Origin of the sequence: Legionella sp. 16cNR16C (assembly GCF_021297775.1) — a bacterium.
Taxonomy (GTDB): Bacteria; Pseudomonadota; Gammaproteobacteria; order Legionellales; family Legionellaceae; genus Legionella_C; species Legionella_C quinlivanii_A.
This window is the reverse complement of sequence record NZ_JAJTMX010000003.1, coordinates 42,219-57,658: the sequence shown is the minus strand read 5'-3', so window position 1 is coordinate 57,658 and position 15,440 is coordinate 42,219. Positions and strand designations below refer to the sequence as shown.

The following is a 15,440-nucleotide window of genomic DNA, read 5'->3' as shown; positions in this document are numbered from 1 at the left end:
AGTGGAGTGAGAATGAAATTATTTAATCAAGTCAGTGATTGGCTGCTCGGACAACAAAATGAAACAGCAATCACCCAACAACGTATAAAAAAACGATTTGAGAATCATAGCCCCTCTTTCGCCAATCAATTGTCTATGGTGGACTTCAACGATGAGCATAATCTTTTTTTACTAAATGATGGCATTAGCATTGGCTCAGGCTTTGAGTTAGCTTCCATTCCGGCAGAGGCAGCATCAACCGAACACTTACACTCTGTTTTTAACAAAATTCGAGATACCTTTGCCACTGTCGTTCCTTTGCACAAAGAAGATCCCTGGGTAATGCAAATGTATGTCAATGACGAATACAGTTTGAAACCGGTTCTAACGCATATTCAGCAAAGCATCTCACCTGAGATTGCTGAGACATCTTTTACCCGTGACTATTTGGCACGATTGGATGATCTGTTTTGTAAGATGACAAGACCCGAAGGATTATTTATTGATCCAAAAACTGACGCTCCTTATCGTGGTAAACGAAGACGAATCAGAGTTTTGTTTTATCGCCTATACCAAAAAGGGCAAACTACCAGAGAACAGGCACTTGTAGAGCATCAAGAGGTCATGGCTCAAATCGAAAGCAAACTACAATCACCTGGCCTGCAACTAAAACAACTAACTGGCAAAGATTACTATCAATGGCTGGTACGCTGGTTTGCAGCAAACGCTGAAGAATTACTGATTCGTTTTCCTTATCCAAAAGACAAAAAACCAGCAGGCTTCTCCTTTAGCCAAAATGTCTTATTTCATGAACCACAAAGTGATGAGCATGGGTTTATATTTGATGAGCTTCATCACCGTATTCTTTATATCGATGGTTTGAAAGAATCTCCTGAAATTGGTCTTTTGTCACGGGAAAGGCCACAAGCTAATCCCAAACACCGATACGCACTTTTAGACAAATTGCCCGAAGGTTCTACATACACCATTCAGGTCATTTTTCAAAATGATGAAGCCTTAGATGCGCATCTTATGCGTCTTGAAAAAGGCATTGTAGGGACAAGCCTCAAGCCTTCACAAGTCAAAGCAGACATCAAAACCGCACGCGATGAATTGTCTATGGGGAATCGTCTATTTTGGGTTAATCAATCGATCTTTTATCGTGCCAGCACGAAAGATGAGGTAGTACGCATTGAAAAAGAACTGAAAGAATTATTTATTGAGGCCAAAATGCCTTTGATTTCTTCTTGTTTTGATGTTCATCCTATTAACAGTTATCTCAATGCCTTACCTTTTAATTTTATTCCGCAATATGCCCGCCAGTACTTGCGTTTTGATCGACTGATGTATGCGTCCGAATTAGCTTCCTTATTGCCTGTGTACGGACGCAATCAAGGGGCGAGACATCTTCCATGTTTTACTTTTTTTAACCGTCTAGGCGAACCCGTTCTCTTTGACGTGTTGCATCATGATTTTATCAGCCAAAACTCCCACATGGCATTATTCGCCAATTCCGGTGGCGGTAAATCAGTCGCTACTGGCTGGATGATTAACTCACTTATGGCCACTAAAAATGCTCGTATCATCCTTTTTGAAATGGGTAATTCCTTTGACCGGATGCTTATTCATGCCAAAGCCCACGGTAAAAAGACCAAACAGTTACTACTGAGTAATAAAAAAAATGAAGCCGTTCCATTAAATCCCTTTTGTGAAGCCTATAAAGCCATTCCTGAAATTACGGATAACCTAAATGCTGAGCAAGCAGCTCTTATTGCGCAAAAAATCATGGCGCTCAAAGAAAATCTTAAACAGCCTGCTCATTCCGAGGAGCTAACTTGTGATGATGGCTCTCGTTCCTATCTAGCAGAACTGGCCTTGGCATTGCGGACTATGATTACTGAAGCCAATGCCTTGGAAGAAGAGCAATTCACTTTGGCTGATGAAACGCTGCTAATCGAAGTATTAAGTGATGCCATCTTAACTTCCTTTAGTCATGGCATCCCACAAATGTTGACTGAACATATCGTAAGTAGCTTTAAACGGCGATTGGAAAAGGAAACAGTTCCGCGCAAAAAAGACCGTATTTTGGATATGCACGACCGATTAAATAGTTATGTCATTAACAGCGCCAAATCACGCTTTTTTAATGTCCCCACTGAACCTTTAGGCGATTTTGATATCTTCCATATTGATATCTCAGCGATTAAAGATGATACCGGTAAGCTGGCTTTAGTCATGGTGTCTTTATTACCAAGAATACTGGCCATGGCAGAAGCCACTCAAAACGACAACCGCCCTACTTTTCTTTTTATTGATGAGTCCCATTTGCAATTTCAAATCGCCTCCGTAGTAACAGTGTGTTTACTGGTTGCTAAAGTAGCTAGAAAGCTAGGCCTTTGGCTAGTCGCCATTACCCAAAACGTTACTGACATGAATTCGGAAAAGGCCACTAAAATTTTATCGTTAATTGAAACCTGGATTTTATTAGGACTTGATGAAAAGGAAATTACCGATGTTAAACGTTATAAATCATTAACCCCACAACAGGAAGCCTTAATCAGGGATATTGATTCGCAAAAAGGTTTGTATGCTGAAGCAGTTTTATTAGGCTCACGTTACCAGGGATTATTCCGTGTCATTCCCCCTCGCTACCTGCTTGCTCTTTTAATGACTGAAAAATCAGAAAAAGCACAGCGACATACCCTGGAGAAACAACATGATGTCCTTAAAGCTGCCGAGTTGCTCGCCGAACAACTTGAAAATAAAAAACAAAGCCAAAGTCATGATGCTTATTTCTATGCTGATTAGCCCAATGCTTCATGCAAATGAAAGCATAGAACCCCCTCATCCTGAAACCAGTTTTGGTATTGCCGCTAAAGTATTAAGTAAGCTATTTACCAATACACACTACAAGGTGATTGGTTCTTGTACTTGGGCGGTAGGTAAATTACCACCTAAGATGGAAGTGGTTCCTGCAGTCGAACAGTTTTTACCTGATCTCATTATCACGGTGTCTAATCGCCCAGAAACTAATCCGTGGATTGAAGCGCGCGCACTTTATGAGAATCCGGCAAGCCAGGCTTTGTACCAAAAAGCCTATCAACTGGCGACAGGTTCAGCACTTGGCTTTGGCGATGACGCAGGACAAACTTCTGACCTGCATATCAATGAAGAGCGCACTCGGGTTGTCGATGTAATTGGCAGTCCTGCTGGCGTGTATCGTTTCCCATATTTATCACATAAGCCTGAAACACGCTTTGGTTATCCTTACTATATCAGTGAAGCAGATGCGGTTTCAGACCGCACAGAGCTTGCTGAAATTGCCTACATGGCAACGCATCCTGATTTGTTATTCAACCATGATATAGGTTCTTCAACGCAGTCCTGGGGTCATGAAATTCCAAGACTTATGCGAGTTACGCAACCCTCACGCTTCAGAGCATCCGTTGTTGCAGCACTTCATGCAGCAGACATTGTAACCAATAAAAACAGCCTTCATGTGAGTCAAAGCACGAGCAACTCTTGTGGCCCAAACTGTGTGGTAGCTAATGTGATATTCGATGCCCATCAGAAAAATGTCATTTGGCAGGAGGTGTATCCTAACAATCGCAACATTAAATTCAATGACTCTGATATGGGCATTAAAGATGAAAAATCAGGAAACGGCAATTATATCTTTGTCGTCTGGCGCAAATATCGCGGCTGCATTCAGCATAAAGGAAAGCTGGTACATGCCTTGTCATATCCCAAAGTGGGTCAACCTCAAAAACGATAGGAACTATTATGACTAAATTACCTGTGACTTTATTCGCCTTGATAATCCCACAAGCTGTACTTGCCAGCTCACTGTTACCTAATCAATCGGATTATTACTACAAACTAGGTGGCTCATCAAATCTTTATGTGCCACCGGTGAATAATGATCAAACCATCACGATTGGCGGAAATGTCGATACTCGTTTGGGGTTTACCTGCAACGGATTTAACCCAGTAGTTTCCATTACGAATACCTTTCAGGACATGAAATCCTCGGCCATGAATATTCCAGGAGGTGTTATTGATAACTTAAAAGGCTCTGTAGCTGGTTTCCCCATGTATAAACTCCAGCAATCGATGCCTGCCTTGTATAATGTATTACAGAATACCGCAGCAAATGCCATGAATGAATTTTCTGTCAAAGTAAAAGATTGTCAGGATGTCAAAAAAACGCTCGAAGAAGGTCAATCACCAATGGAAAGTATGTTGTCTGTTTCTGATAGCCAAGGTTGGTTGGATGCAGCCAAGCGCGCCAAAACTGAAAATGTTGATGTGACTGCAACAGCCAAAAACATAGCTAAAAAAAGAGATGAATACGGATTGCCCTGGATAGGTAAAGAAAGTGGTAATGCTGGTGGTAAATATCAACGCCCTATTAAGGTCATTAATGATGTAGTCATTGCTGGATACAATATTCTGCTAAACCGCAAACCACTCAATAATGAGCAACAACCAACTACCGTTACTCCTATGACTCAAAACTGGAAAACGCCGGTTGAGGCAGCTAATTGGGCTGTAAAGGTGTTAGGCGACATCCATGTGAGCAGCTCTGAAGATACGGCGGATAAAACTAAGCATGATACCAAGGCAGGGATTGGTTTATCGGCGTTGCTCCAAAGCTGTGACAGCTCAAATACTTGCACCTCCAACGTATCAAAAGCATTGTGGCAACTGGTCGACAAACAATGGCCACTCACTGAAGAAAAACTCAAACTGGTCAGCGCCTCCAATTTAATGATTACTGATGAAATCATCATTACTATTCAAAGGATGCCACGCGAGGAACAAATTCTAACAGTATCCAAGCTGGCCGAAGAAATTGCCGTACAAAATATGCTGGATAAGGCCATGATGATGCGCCGAATATTGCAATCCGGTTTACAGGTACAAGAAGTGCAAAACCTGAAACCTGCTTTGGATATGGTGAAATTTGCTTTGAAGAAACTGGATGATGATATCCATTCTCTCGCATTTGAAAATGACGTGCGTAAAAAGATGATGACTGAAACCTTAGGGCTTCTAATGGACATGCGCAGTAATGAAATCGCTAAAGGCTTGCCAGGTGATGATCATGAGCAATCGCAAGTGAAAAATGGTGCCGTTTATGTCAAACCAAATTTCAATGGAGCCTGATATGATAGTTTTTAGCCCATTATCGCTTTATACCACCTATCTAGGCTGGCAACAGTATGAAATTATTTTTAATGCGCTCTGGCAAACAGGTCTATTGTTTCTTGGCTTTCTTATGGTGGCTTTTCGCTTCTTGGAATCGGCGCTAGCCCTGCCTGGTTCCACAACGTATGCTGCTGAACGAGCCTTGAATACATTCCTTTATGAACTGGCAATAACCTTTTTAATTTGTGGACTCTTTGTCTACCCTTGTGTTCCACTTGAAGAAAAGGCCATGAGCTTCAAGCCCATGTGCGGTATCAAAAAGGACTCTGATGTCAAATCATCTACATTGAAAGATACTGGAACAACTTATGATGAAGCCTTTGCTGATGTGCTAACCCCTAACGTCAAAATGCCCATAGGATTTGCCATCTTGCAAAACTATATGTCTGGCTTAACCTATGGCTTGATGAAAGTGACAGGCTGTACTGATAGCTTGCAGTCCATTGAAGGCGATTTGATTTCTACTTATCTACCAGCCGATGTAAGGGAACAGGCGCTAAACTTCCATCGCCAGTGTTTCCTTGAAGCACGCAGCAGCTATTACAATGAGAAACATGACAAAGCGAAGGTGGATGAGATTTTAAAGAAATACGGTGGCGAAGAAGATTTGAAATGGATCGGCTCAAAAGTATTCCAAACCCTGTATTACAACACAATATATGCTCGCCAACCCGTTCCTGGATTTAGTTTCAATGAAGCGCCTAATAAAAATCTGGAGAAGGCTGCTGAACGCGGTGATATTGACGCCAAGCATCTTCCAGAGCAAGGCTATCCCAGCTGTAACCAGTGGTGGTCAAAATTGAGAAACGATTTGGTTCAAGTGGCCAACAATGCGAGCGTCTTTGATAGCCATCTCAATTATTATGCCGTATTAGATAGAGTGCGCACGTTTAAAAATGATCATCCAAAAGCATGGGGATGCCAATTAAGTTCAGAGGATTATATTGCCAAAATGCTTTTAAATGACAGCCGTGACATGCAAGCTAACAGTGTTAAAAACATGATGGATAACACAAACGGAGCTTTTGGTGGTGCAATTTCCCATGGGCTGATTAACATTGGTCAATGGACAAAATCATGGACTTCCACGCCTTTAAAACGTGAAGCAATCATGCAAACGCTGCCGGTAATGCAAGCCTTTTTGTACTTTTTTATCATTATAATGACACCAGTTGTTCTGGCTTTAAGCGGCTACAATCCCAAGGCACTGGGCAGTATTTGTGGATTATTTATTACAGCAATTTTTCTGCAATACCTCTGGCATCTGGTAGGTTTTGTTGAACGCAGCGTACTGGATCCGCTTGGACAAAATGATGCCGTTTCAGCCATGAGAAATATGGCGGTCTTGTTTTATTTTATCGGTCCAATGCTACTGTTAAAACTTTCCAGCCATTTTGGCGGTGAGGCTGGGGCAGTCTTAGGCGCTTTAGTAAATGAAGCAGGACAACAGAGCGATAAGGTTGCGAATTCTGCATCCGACACTATCAGACAGGGTGCCAAAATTGCCAGTGCAGGAAAAACATGAACCAGTTAATCTTATTCGCCGTGAATATGACGGGCGAATTCAGTACCGCTTATAGCCCCCTCTTCGTAAAGTTGCTGAGCTTTTCCAGCAGTGTAACGAGGCTTTGCTCTCGAGTCCGAAGCAAAGGAGGCTATCACCTGTAAAGCAGCAATAGCCACTTTCCCAAGGACTCTCAATGCCGTAAAGGCCATGGATTTACGATTACTGTTCTTCCCAATCATGAGGAATTGTCCATGTTAAATAAATCTATTCGTACAGCCATTATAGCCATAATAAAATATATTCTACCAGTGGTCCTGCTTTTGATGTTAGCTCCCCAACTTATCCAGTTTAGTCCGCAGTTAATTCAAGCTAACCAATTCTTTCATTTACATCAATTTAGCTTTCTTTTACTGCATAGCCTCTTTTTTCTTGCCCTCTACTGGTTCTGGCCTCGAGTTATCCATGCATTGTTAAATCGCAGCTCTCATGAAATAACACAAGAGCAAATCAATTCCGCCTTAAATGCAAAATGGTATTTACTGGCAGCTCTGATCTTTTTTGAAGCCTTGGTTTGGTGGAGATAATCATGAGTAATTACCCAATTGAGAATCTGCTTCGCGAACCAACAGAAATTTATACCTGCATGACATGCTCAGCACTCGCCTTGCTTGCTGCAACTCAGCCTCACTCTTTTTTATTAACACAAGGTATGGGCTATTATGCGGCGGTAAGTTTGATGACTTTGAGTCTACTTCGGGGATATCAAGCATTTAAAATTAAACGCTACCACCGGCGTTTAATTGCCATGCCTTACTACGCGTTATCCACGACTCAAGTGCCTGTTTCTCAAAAATGGCTCTTTCTTGGCAAAGGTTTTCGATGGTTGCCCCACCATACGCAGCGATTGCACCAAATCAAGCAAATAAAAAATGAAGCCTTTATGCAACGTGGCAAATGGTACCAGGTCGTCAGGCAATTTTGTCAAAATCATGAAAAATCGTACTTGGCAGAACTACTCAACAGTTCATCAAAAATTAATCCCTTTCGTCCTGATCCACCCGTTGGGGGTAGTCCTTATTTGCATGGCTTAGGTGAGAAAGATGACCCAGTGTATATTCCGCAGGATGTGCGAGTCGGCCATACCTTTGTGGTAGGTACTACTCGCGTAGGTAAGACAAGACTAGCCAGTATTCTCATCAACCAGGACATCCGAAATGGCGATGCAGTCATTGTAGTTGATCCCAAAGGCGATTTGGATTTGGTTCGCGATATGTATGCCGCCAGTGAAGCCTCTGGTCGTTTAAATGACTTTCGTATAGTCCATCTGGGTTTTCCAGAACTGTCAGCCCACTACAATCCACTAAAAAACTATGATCAAGTCAGTGAAGTTGCCACGCGTATAACAGATGCTATTGCTGCGGAGGGAGAAGGAAAACAATTTGCGGCCTTCGCATGGAAATACGTGAATATCGTTGCAATTTGCCTGGAAGAAATGAAACAACCCATTACTTATAAATCCATAGCGTTTTATATCAGTCGTCTTGATCAACTCCTCATGGCCTATGCAGACACCATCATGCCAGCTCATTACCAGGATTATCACGAGCATATAGATTCAATACTAACGCATCATGAAGAACGTCAGAGCCGCAAAAATAAAAATACAGCACCAATGGATAGAACCAAAGCAGTCACTGAGTATATAAAAGAGCATATCAGCAAGACTATCACCGCTGGCAATGTTGAAAGCCTGCATGATCAGATCCTGATTGATCTCTATGATGCAGCCATTATGGACAAACATTACTATGACAAAATCACAGCCAGTGTTGGTCCTGTCCTCTCGGAAATAAACAAAAGTAATGCAACCGGCATTTTCTCATTTACTCAGAGCCAGAATGAGATTGAACTAATGACAGCCATTAAAGAGAAGAAAGTCATTTACATTGGTCTTGATAGCTTAACCAACCCCAATATAGCACAAGCAGTCGGGAAGGCTTTTTTATCGGATTTAGTCTCTACCGCAGGGAAAATCTATAAGGAAAGCAATGCCCATCACCGTTTGAACCTGCACTGTGACGAGCTATCAGAGATTATTCAGGATTCGTTTGTAAAAATTCTCAATAAAGCCGGTGGTGCGGGTTTTCAGGTTACAGCCTATGCCCAAACCATACAGGACATGGAAGTTGCCCTCGGCTCCAAAGCCAAAGCGGAGGTAACAGAAGGCAATTTTAATACCCTGATTATGCTTCGAGTTAAAAATGAGGAAACAGCTAATCTGTTGGTTAAAATGCTGCCTCAAGTAGGTGTTGTTGATCACACGCAGGTTTCTATGGTTAATGATACTCCACATGGCGAGGATGGTGTTTATTTTAACACGACCAATGAAGATCGAGTCCAGACATCTTCTGTTCCTATGATTGATGTCAATGATGTTATTTCCTTGCCTAAGGGGCAGGCGTTTGTTTTGGTCAATGGCGGTGAGCTCTATAAAATTAGAATTCCATTGCCATTAAGAAATGTTAAAGCCAAAAACAATCTAGGAGATATACACTCTTTAATTGTTGAAACCAACAATTATTAACCAAGGCACTAGATGTTGTTATTCTGCCTATACTCATATACCATATATAGTATTTAATGGATTACACAGATATGGACTCACAATTAACTCAAAGCAATTCAAAAGCGATTAGTTTTCAGCTGAATGAAGGCACTGGTGGAATTACAGGAATGTGTCCTTGCGGAGCTTTTCTGGAAATGTACAAAATAGACAAAACTTTTCGCATACAATCAAATCAAAATATAGAACCACAAGATGACGACTTATGGATTACAACACCAACTAGTGATGTGGGTACCGGTAATCGTATTGTTGCAAGAACTCTTTTACAAAATCATGAAATTCTTAAAGCTGCCTGGTTTGAAAAAAAAATTAATAAGGAAGCGGTTACAATCGCCCTGCATACTTGCAAAGAAGAATTACTCAATTGTGAAAAAATAGCCATGAAAATTCAGGCGCAAGTTAATAGCATCGTCAATGATATTGAAATAAGTGGTTTGCAATTAGAAAAAAACGGCCGAGGTTACAATCCTTTCCCACATGTAGTCGACCTTGAATCCAATTGTGGCAACTTTCTTATGCACGCTAAAAAAGTCATTAAGAATATCAGTGCTCTACCTCATTATTTCATCGAAGGGTGTAGATTGCATAGTAATTTTAAAATACTGGCTAATGAATTCAAAACCACATTGGGAAAAGAACATCTTTTAACTAAATTCACCCAAATGAATAATGAAATTGTTGTTAAAATAATGAGTCTAAGAAATTTTTTTGAACACCCAGAAGATAAAAAAACACATATCGAAAATTTTAAACTACATAGCAAGCATATTATTGTAGTGCCTCAATGGTATGTCACTGGAGAACAGCCTCGTTCAATAACAGAGGACATGAATGGGATTGTCAATTTTTTATTCCACCTGTGTGAAACATTTTTTATTCATCTTGTAATGGTTTCATTAAAAAAAGGTACCCCATACATTCTTCGCGAAATACAAAAATCTGAGAGAAATCCTGAGGCGCCAATAAAATATAATTTGAGTCTTTCATTATGCGTAAATATGAATGAATATAAGTAATAAATTGAAGTTCTGATTAAATTAGGATGTATATTGACCATGAAAGGAGCACAGGAATGACAATGACCATTTATGAAATGTTAAGTGTGGTCATAGCCTCAGTTGCAATTATTATAAGCGTTGGGGTATGGATTAGCCAACGTAAACTACAACGTGAATCAAATGAATTGCAAAAAAGTACCTCTGAATTGTCGAAAAAGCAATTAGAAATGTTAGCGAGGGAAGAAATTAACGCTCAAAGAGCTTTCTTAACGTTGGATTTAATAGAAAACAATAGTTGTTATAAATTCCGAATAATGAATATCAGCTCTGTAGATGCTTTAGATATTGAAATAGAGTTACTTATTGATAACCCAGATAATAACCCTATCCCATTATCAGAATATAGAGAAAAACTCCCATGGAAGAAATTGTCACCAGGGCAAACATTCTCTTTGATTGCTGCATTGCATTTAGGAAGCCCATCTTCCTATAAAACACTGTTACGATGGAAAAACCCTGATGGAACAAAAATTGAAGAGGAAAGATATTTATCTCTATAGCTAATTTTACAATCGGGTCATAGATAACAGGGAATTGTTAATATATGACTCTACCATCACATAAATACTATTTATTTGCTGCACTTTTAACTCTTAATATAATTCGGATGAGAAGTTATATAAATGCATGCAACAAACTTAATTAGAAGGATGCTTTTTATGGACACTAATAAATTTGAGCTATTAATAAGAACAAAAGATAAACAAGCAATATTAGACTTTATAAAAAATAATAAAGAATTCCATCCTTTCACAAATCAAATATTAGTTTTGGGAAACTACCACACAGACGTTAACCTTAACATGCTAACAGATTGGTTCATTTATAAATCCCAGCAAACTAGCCCTCAGAATGTAGTTTCTAAATTCAAATGCTTTTTAAGCCAAGATGACATCGATGGTTTTGAAATAGTTGCCATAGTAGGTTTAATTATCAATTCTCCAATAGAGCTTAATAATGGTATTAAACTTATCCCTTTTGATTTATTACCTGATTCCACTACTAAAGCAATGTATAACCCTCAATCCATCAAAGATCCTGTTTTCATACAACACTGTCGTTTTTTGAATAATTTGGGGGTACCTCCCGTGTTAGATCAAGCTAATACACCTTTTAAACCTCCCTCTGCAGCTTTATTAATACCGAGTAAATCTAGCCCTAAATTCACTAATAGGAATAGTAACCATTTAAAATATTTTAATTCTAAACAGGAAGATCTTTTGAATTTGTGTCAAATCCTAACATTAATTGGGCCATGTGCGCCATCTCCAGTTGCCACATGGTGGGAACCCGATGAAAACGTCCCTTATTCAAGGATTTTCGGTGGAGGGGCTGGGGGCTATATTTCTGATGTAATTAATCACACGAGCTATCAATTAGAATTAAATGAAGAAGCCGAACTCATAAAAATTTGTAACAATTATATGAAATTATCTACAGATATAAAATCTAAATTAAAAATCCCTTTAGAGCGACTAAATAGATCTATTCGCAGGAATGATTTGATTGATAAATTCATAGAATTAGGAATAGGAATGGAAGCTGTATTTTTAGACGATAACCTAAGCAAGGAGTTGAGCTACAGACTATTCTTAAGAGCAGCGAGGTTTTTAGAAGCAGAAATTGAAAGCCGCGAAAAAATTAAAAAAAATATTAAATTGTTTTATGATCGCCGCTCCAAAGCTGTACATACCGGAAATATATCGGAAAAGACCTTAGTGGAAAATAAAGATATTATTGACTTCATTATCATGTATTTGTGTAAAGCAATAAAGACAATAATTGATAATCAAAAATGGCCTAAATGGAATGAAATAGAATTAAGTTAAATCACTTCCGTATTAACGATATAAAGATGAGCCTTGCACAGCTTATTGATTAATATTATCACCACTTATAATTAATTGTTTTCCGTTCTTTAAATATATGAATGATCTACGTATTGATAAATAAAAAATACCTCTGTCTTTCAATTCCAATACAGGACTATTTCATTTCTGCGTCACTGCGACTTTCAGCAGTGACGCAGAAATGAACTATTGATTTTACATGGTAAAATCAACTCATTAAGCAATTTTGTCCTGTCGGGCGATATCCGACAGGACAAAATATTCTTACTAAACCGCTTGCCTAGCAAGCACCCTCTTGATACCTTTTAATCAAGCGTAACTGATGAGCCTGGGAAGTTCAGGCGAAACTTTAATGGTCTTACGCTAAGCCACCCTGTTCCCTAACCCAGTGGCTGGACGTTCAAGTCGGGAAACCCTCATGGATAATCTGCTTTTCGGCAGGGTAAGTTTCTTAAACTTACTGTCATCAACACTTCTGTAATGACCAGGAATCAGGGCAAAGCCTTGCTTTGTCACTTCATTAATCTATTAAAACAAAAAGGAGAAAACCACCAACAAAAAACAGCTGTAACCCGGCAATATCGTTTGCCTTATAACGATTGATTTGCCCCCAAACAGAGCCTCGTGGCGCAAGCCTGGTATCGCTTTTGAGTGAGCCGCTCGATCAACACTAAACCAAAATCAGGGCAAGTACTTTTTAGAGTAGAGAAAATGCGTAAACAGTCTTTGAGACAGACTGCCAACCGATACTTACATACGGACAATCGAGGCAGCTTCAAGGATAAAAAACATTGTGCATTCGTCATTCATAAAATGATCGATGATTTGTTTTTAATAGGCGATGTCCCTCACTCATGGCATGTTCTAAAAAAACATCACATAGAAAACCTGATTGAATTCTGGAAGAAAAATAAAGTTACGCCAGCAACAATAATGGATTATATGACAACAGTCAGAAGGTTTTTAAAAAGCGTTAATTGCCTTTTATCTGATATCGATAATAAAAGCCTTGGGCTATGTCGACAACGAAATACTCGAAAAACAAAGAAAATACTGCCTGATATCTGGACTGAAATCACCCAGCCAATTTCAAGAATTATAATGGGCCTTCAGACGCAGTTTGGTTTAACTTTTAGCGAAGCAATTCAATTAATTCCCAGCGTTCATATTAGAGAGGAAATGCTTTGGATTACTCGCGAAATTTCTTTTAATTCAGAAGACAGGACAATCCCCTTTCGTAATAAAAATCAAACCCTCATTCTTGCTGAATTATATAATTACACTCAAAGCGACAAATGCTTGCTTCAATTGCATGATTATGACGACATTCGCTCACAATGGCGTATGGCATTAAGCGCTTTTAACTTACCAACAAACAAAACCTACCGCTATCTCTATGCCAGACAGTTAAAAAAAGAACTTTTACCTATCCTTGGTAACTACCAAACTGATTGGCTTATCAGGGATGAGATGGGGATTAAATCACGTAATACCTTATGGGTATACCTCGATGAGTAAATCTAAATTGAAAAGCGCCCAGTACTCCATCAATGAATGTGTTAAAAATATTAAAGGCTATTCTTTTGCTAGCAAAGCGGACATGCGCCATATGCTGAACCGTTGTATCAAGGATTTGCATGATCAGGGGTATAAATTGGGACATCTTAATGGCCTTAAGCCAAAACATATTTATGTTCTGGTTGATCTTTGGAAAACCCAGGGTAAAAGCACCGCCACTATCAAAAACTACATGGCAAAATTACGCAAAGTTGGTGTGTTGCTAGATAAACCTCATCTTGTTAAACCTGGAAACGATGCCTATCAAATAAACCGGCGTAGTTATGTGCCAACTTATAACAAAGCTATCCATCAAACCGATTTTAGCAAATGCACTGATCCATTTATTCGACTATCACTTGAAGCGCAATCATTATTTGGTTTGCGCCGTGAAGAATCCATTAAATTAATAATCAGCGAAGCATGGCAAGGTAATAGCTTAAAAATCAAGCCGAGTTGGACCAAAGGAGGTATTGGAAGAATATTGAATATTACGAATGAAGATCAACGTCAATGGCTGTCAAAAGCATTTCAACAAATACCTGCTGGTCAATCATTAATTCCTACAGATAAAAGCTATAAACAACATCTTGGTCATTATCAAAATCAGATAAAAATAATGGGATTAAGTAAATGTCATGGTTTACGCCATGCCTATGCTCAAAGAAGATACGGTGAATTAACACGACAATTTGATCCTCACAATAAAGGACTGATTTGTCCAATAGAAAGTGGGTTACCTTCAAGAAAGCTCCGGGGTATGGAGCGCGAATGGGATCGCAGAGCAAGAGAAATAATAAGCCGCGAGTTAGGCCATTCTCGCATGGCCATTACTAAAACTTATTTAGGCTGACATTGTTCTAAATTATTTAATAAGTTCATTTGATATCAAATGCGAAAAGTGCTTGATTCCAAGCCAAGCCTTGATAACCTGAAATCAACACAACTGATGAGTCTGTGTGAGCCAGACGAAACCAAGAGGTCTTGTGATACACCATTTATTCCCTAATTTGATGGTGGAACGTTTAGTCGGGAGATTTATGACATATTGTTTATGATATGTTTATTTAACCAGATGGGTTAGTTTACCTGTTTGGGTGAACGGCTCATTTATTTAAGGAAAAAAATGACCGTTCTTTTTGCAGAAAAAGATGTAAAGAAACAACTAAAATGTCTTGCTAAAAAAGCAGCTGCGTTTTGGCGTGTTGAAAATTCAAAGGGTTATTATGATCCCACTGTTTGTGAACCATACATAAAGCTACCGGTATGTTTTATAAAAGAGGAGTATCTTGGTTATGATAAGGGAAGAATTTATGAGTTTCTATGGATAAGGTTTGTAAATGCATCCAGCTTTGAAGTGATAAAGACTGAGTTTTTATCAGCAGAAATATATCCTGCTCTTGACTGGGAATATGAAACTACCCTTTGTTTAACTAAATCTTGGTCAAAAGCCCTAAGAACATGTAAGCAGTATTATAAAAAAATGCAAAAACGTAATAACCAGTAAACTTATTAAACCCCGATCGGGGTTTAATTTTTTCATGATTTTTATACAAACGAAACTATAAAAGTGGCTCATAATTTTGTTAGTAAATAAACATAATATATACATCTATTTATATCAAACAACATCAAATAATTTCATCTAATTT

13 protein-coding genes are annotated in these 15,440 nt (G+C 39.1%); 12 read left to right on the top strand and 1 reads right to left on the bottom strand.

The window, feature by feature from the left end:
* Positions 1 to 12 precede the first annotated feature (12 nt).
* Genes LXA66_RS10225 through LXA66_RS10210 form a run of 4 tightly spaced genes read left to right on the top strand, consistent with a single transcriptional unit; the run spans position 13 to position 6,715 of the window.
* Positions 13 to 2,787 (top strand): conjugative transfer ATPase, encoded by a 2,775-nt coding sequence (locus LXA66_RS10225; RefSeq protein WP_233013086.1) that lies wholly within the window; start codon positions 13 to 15, stop codon positions 2,785 to 2,787.
* Positions 2,762 to 3,754, top strand: a complete 993-nt coding sequence (locus tag LXA66_RS10220) for a TIGR03756 family integrating conjugative element protein (protein ID WP_233013085.1) — start codon at positions 2,762 to 2,764, stop codon at positions 3,752 to 3,754. Before LXA66_RS10225 ends, LXA66_RS10220 begins: the two co-directional genes overlap by 26 nt.
* An 8-nt stretch (positions 3,755 to 3,762) precedes the next feature.
* A complete protein-coding gene (locus LXA66_RS10215; RefSeq protein WP_233013084.1) occupies positions 3,763 to 5,148 on the top strand; it encodes an integrating conjugative element protein in 1,386 nt (461 codons plus the stop codon).
* Position 5,149: 1 nt separating this feature from the next.
* The gene (locus LXA66_RS10210) at positions 5,150 to 6,715 is read left to right on the top strand and encodes a conjugal transfer protein TraG N-terminal domain-containing protein (RefSeq protein WP_233013083.1); all 1,566 of its coding nucleotides are present in this window, start codon (positions 5,150 to 5,152) and stop codon (positions 6,713 to 6,715) included.
* An 11-nt stretch (positions 6,716 to 6,726) separates the two neighbouring features.
* Here LXA66_RS10210 and LXA66_RS10205 read toward each other — a convergent pair whose 3' ends face one another.
* Positions 6,727 to 6,936: a hypothetical protein gene (locus tag LXA66_RS10205; protein WP_233013082.1), complete on the bottom strand. Its 210-nt coding sequence runs from the start codon at positions 6,934 to 6,936 to the stop codon at positions 6,727 to 6,729.
* Between the two features lie 12 nt (positions 6,937 to 6,948).
* On the opposite strand from LXA66_RS10205, the gene LXA66_RS10200 reads away from it, so the two are divergent.
* The 8 genes from LXA66_RS10200 (at position 6,949) to LXA66_RS10165 (ending at position 15,295) form a co-directional block, all read left to right on the top strand.
* The gene (locus LXA66_RS10200; RefSeq protein WP_233013081.1) at positions 6,949 to 7,281 is read left to right on the top strand and encodes a hypothetical protein; all 333 of its coding nucleotides are present in this window, start codon (positions 6,949 to 6,951) and stop codon (positions 7,279 to 7,281) included.
* A 2-nt stretch (positions 7,282 to 7,283) separates the two neighbouring features.
* The gene (gene traD, locus LXA66_RS10195) at positions 7,284 to 9,281 is read left to right on the top strand and encodes a type IV conjugative transfer system coupling protein TraD (protein WP_233013080.1); all 1,998 of its coding nucleotides are present in this window, start codon (positions 7,284 to 7,286) and stop codon (positions 9,279 to 9,281) included.
* Between the two features lie 71 nt (positions 9,282 to 9,352).
* Entirely contained in the window at positions 9,353 to 10,339 is a 987-nt protein-coding gene (locus tag LXA66_RS10190; RefSeq protein ID WP_233013079.1) for a hypothetical protein, read from the top strand.
* A gap of 62 nt (positions 10,340 to 10,401) precedes the next feature.
* Positions 10,402 to 10,881: a hypothetical protein gene (locus LXA66_RS10185; protein WP_233013078.1), complete on the top strand. Its 480-nt coding sequence runs from the start codon at positions 10,402 to 10,404 to the stop codon at positions 10,879 to 10,881.
* Positions 10,882 to 11,040: 159 nt separating this feature from the next.
* Positions 11,041 to 12,210, top strand: coding sequence for a HEPN domain-containing protein (locus LXA66_RS10180; RefSeq protein WP_233013077.1), 1,170 nt, complete (start codon positions 11,041 to 11,043; stop codon positions 12,208 to 12,210).
* A gap of 732 nt (positions 12,211 to 12,942) precedes the next feature.
* Positions 12,943 to 13,749: a phage integrase N-terminal domain-containing protein gene (locus tag LXA66_RS10175; RefSeq protein ID WP_233013076.1), complete on the top strand. Its 807-nt coding sequence runs from the start codon at positions 12,943 to 12,945 to the stop codon at positions 13,747 to 13,749.
* Positions 13,742 to 14,641, top strand: a complete 900-nt coding sequence (locus tag LXA66_RS10170) for a phage integrase N-terminal domain-containing protein (RefSeq protein WP_233013075.1) — start codon at positions 13,742 to 13,744, stop codon at positions 14,639 to 14,641. The genes LXA66_RS10175 and LXA66_RS10170 overlap by 8 nt, the downstream gene beginning before the upstream one ends.
* 273 nt (positions 14,642 to 14,914) lie before the next feature.
* On the top strand, positions 14,915 to 15,295 hold the full coding sequence (locus LXA66_RS10165) for a hypothetical protein (RefSeq protein WP_233013074.1): 381 nt from the start codon (positions 14,915 to 14,917) through the stop codon (positions 15,293 to 15,295).
* Positions 15,296 to 15,440: the final 145 nt, after the last annotated feature.

Excerpts from the sequence above, each read along its gene's own strand:
- LXA66_RS10210 (WP_233013083.1), top strand. The coding sequence starts at position 5,150 with ATGATAGTTTTTAGCCCATTATCGCTTTATACCACCTATCTAGGCTGG.
- LXA66_RS10225 (WP_233013086.1), top strand. The coding sequence starts at position 13 with ATGAAATTATTTAATCAAGTCAGTGATTGGCTGCTCGGACAACAAAAT.
- LXA66_RS10170 (WP_233013075.1), top strand. The coding sequence starts at position 13,742 with ATGAGTAAATCTAAATTGAAAAGCGCCCAGTACTCCATCAATGAATGT.
- LXA66_RS10185 (WP_233013078.1), top strand. The coding sequence starts at position 10,402 with ATGACCATTTATGAAATGTTAAGTGTGGTCATAGCCTCAGTTGCAATT.
- LXA66_RS10165 (WP_233013074.1), top strand. The coding sequence starts at position 14,915 with ATGACCGTTCTTTTTGCAGAAAAAGATGTAAAGAAACAACTAAAATGT.
- traD (WP_233013080.1), top strand. The coding sequence starts at position 7,284 with ATGAGTAATTACCCAATTGAGAATCTGCTTCGCGAACCAACAGAAATT.
- LXA66_RS10215 (WP_233013084.1), top strand. The coding sequence starts at position 3,763 with ATGACTAAATTACCTGTGACTTTATTCGCCTTGATAATCCCACAAGCT.
- LXA66_RS10175 (WP_233013076.1), top strand. The coding sequence starts at position 12,943 with ATGCGTAAACAGTCTTTGAGACAGACTGCCAACCGATACTTACATACG.
- LXA66_RS10190 (WP_233013079.1), top strand. The coding sequence starts at position 9,353 with ATGGACTCACAATTAACTCAAAGCAATTCAAAAGCGATTAGTTTTCAG.
- LXA66_RS10180 (WP_233013077.1), top strand. The coding sequence starts at position 11,041 with ATGGACACTAATAAATTTGAGCTATTAATAAGAACAAAAGATAAACAA.
- LXA66_RS10200 (WP_233013081.1), top strand. The coding sequence starts at position 6,949 with ATGTTAAATAAATCTATTCGTACAGCCATTATAGCCATAATAAAATAT.
- LXA66_RS10205 (WP_233013082.1), bottom strand. The coding sequence starts at position 6,936 with ATGATTGGGAAGAACAGTAATCGTAAATCCATGGCCTTTACGGCATTG.
- LXA66_RS10220 (WP_233013085.1), top strand. The coding sequence starts at position 2,762 with ATGATGCTTATTTCTATGCTGATTAGCCCAATGCTTCATGCAAATGAA.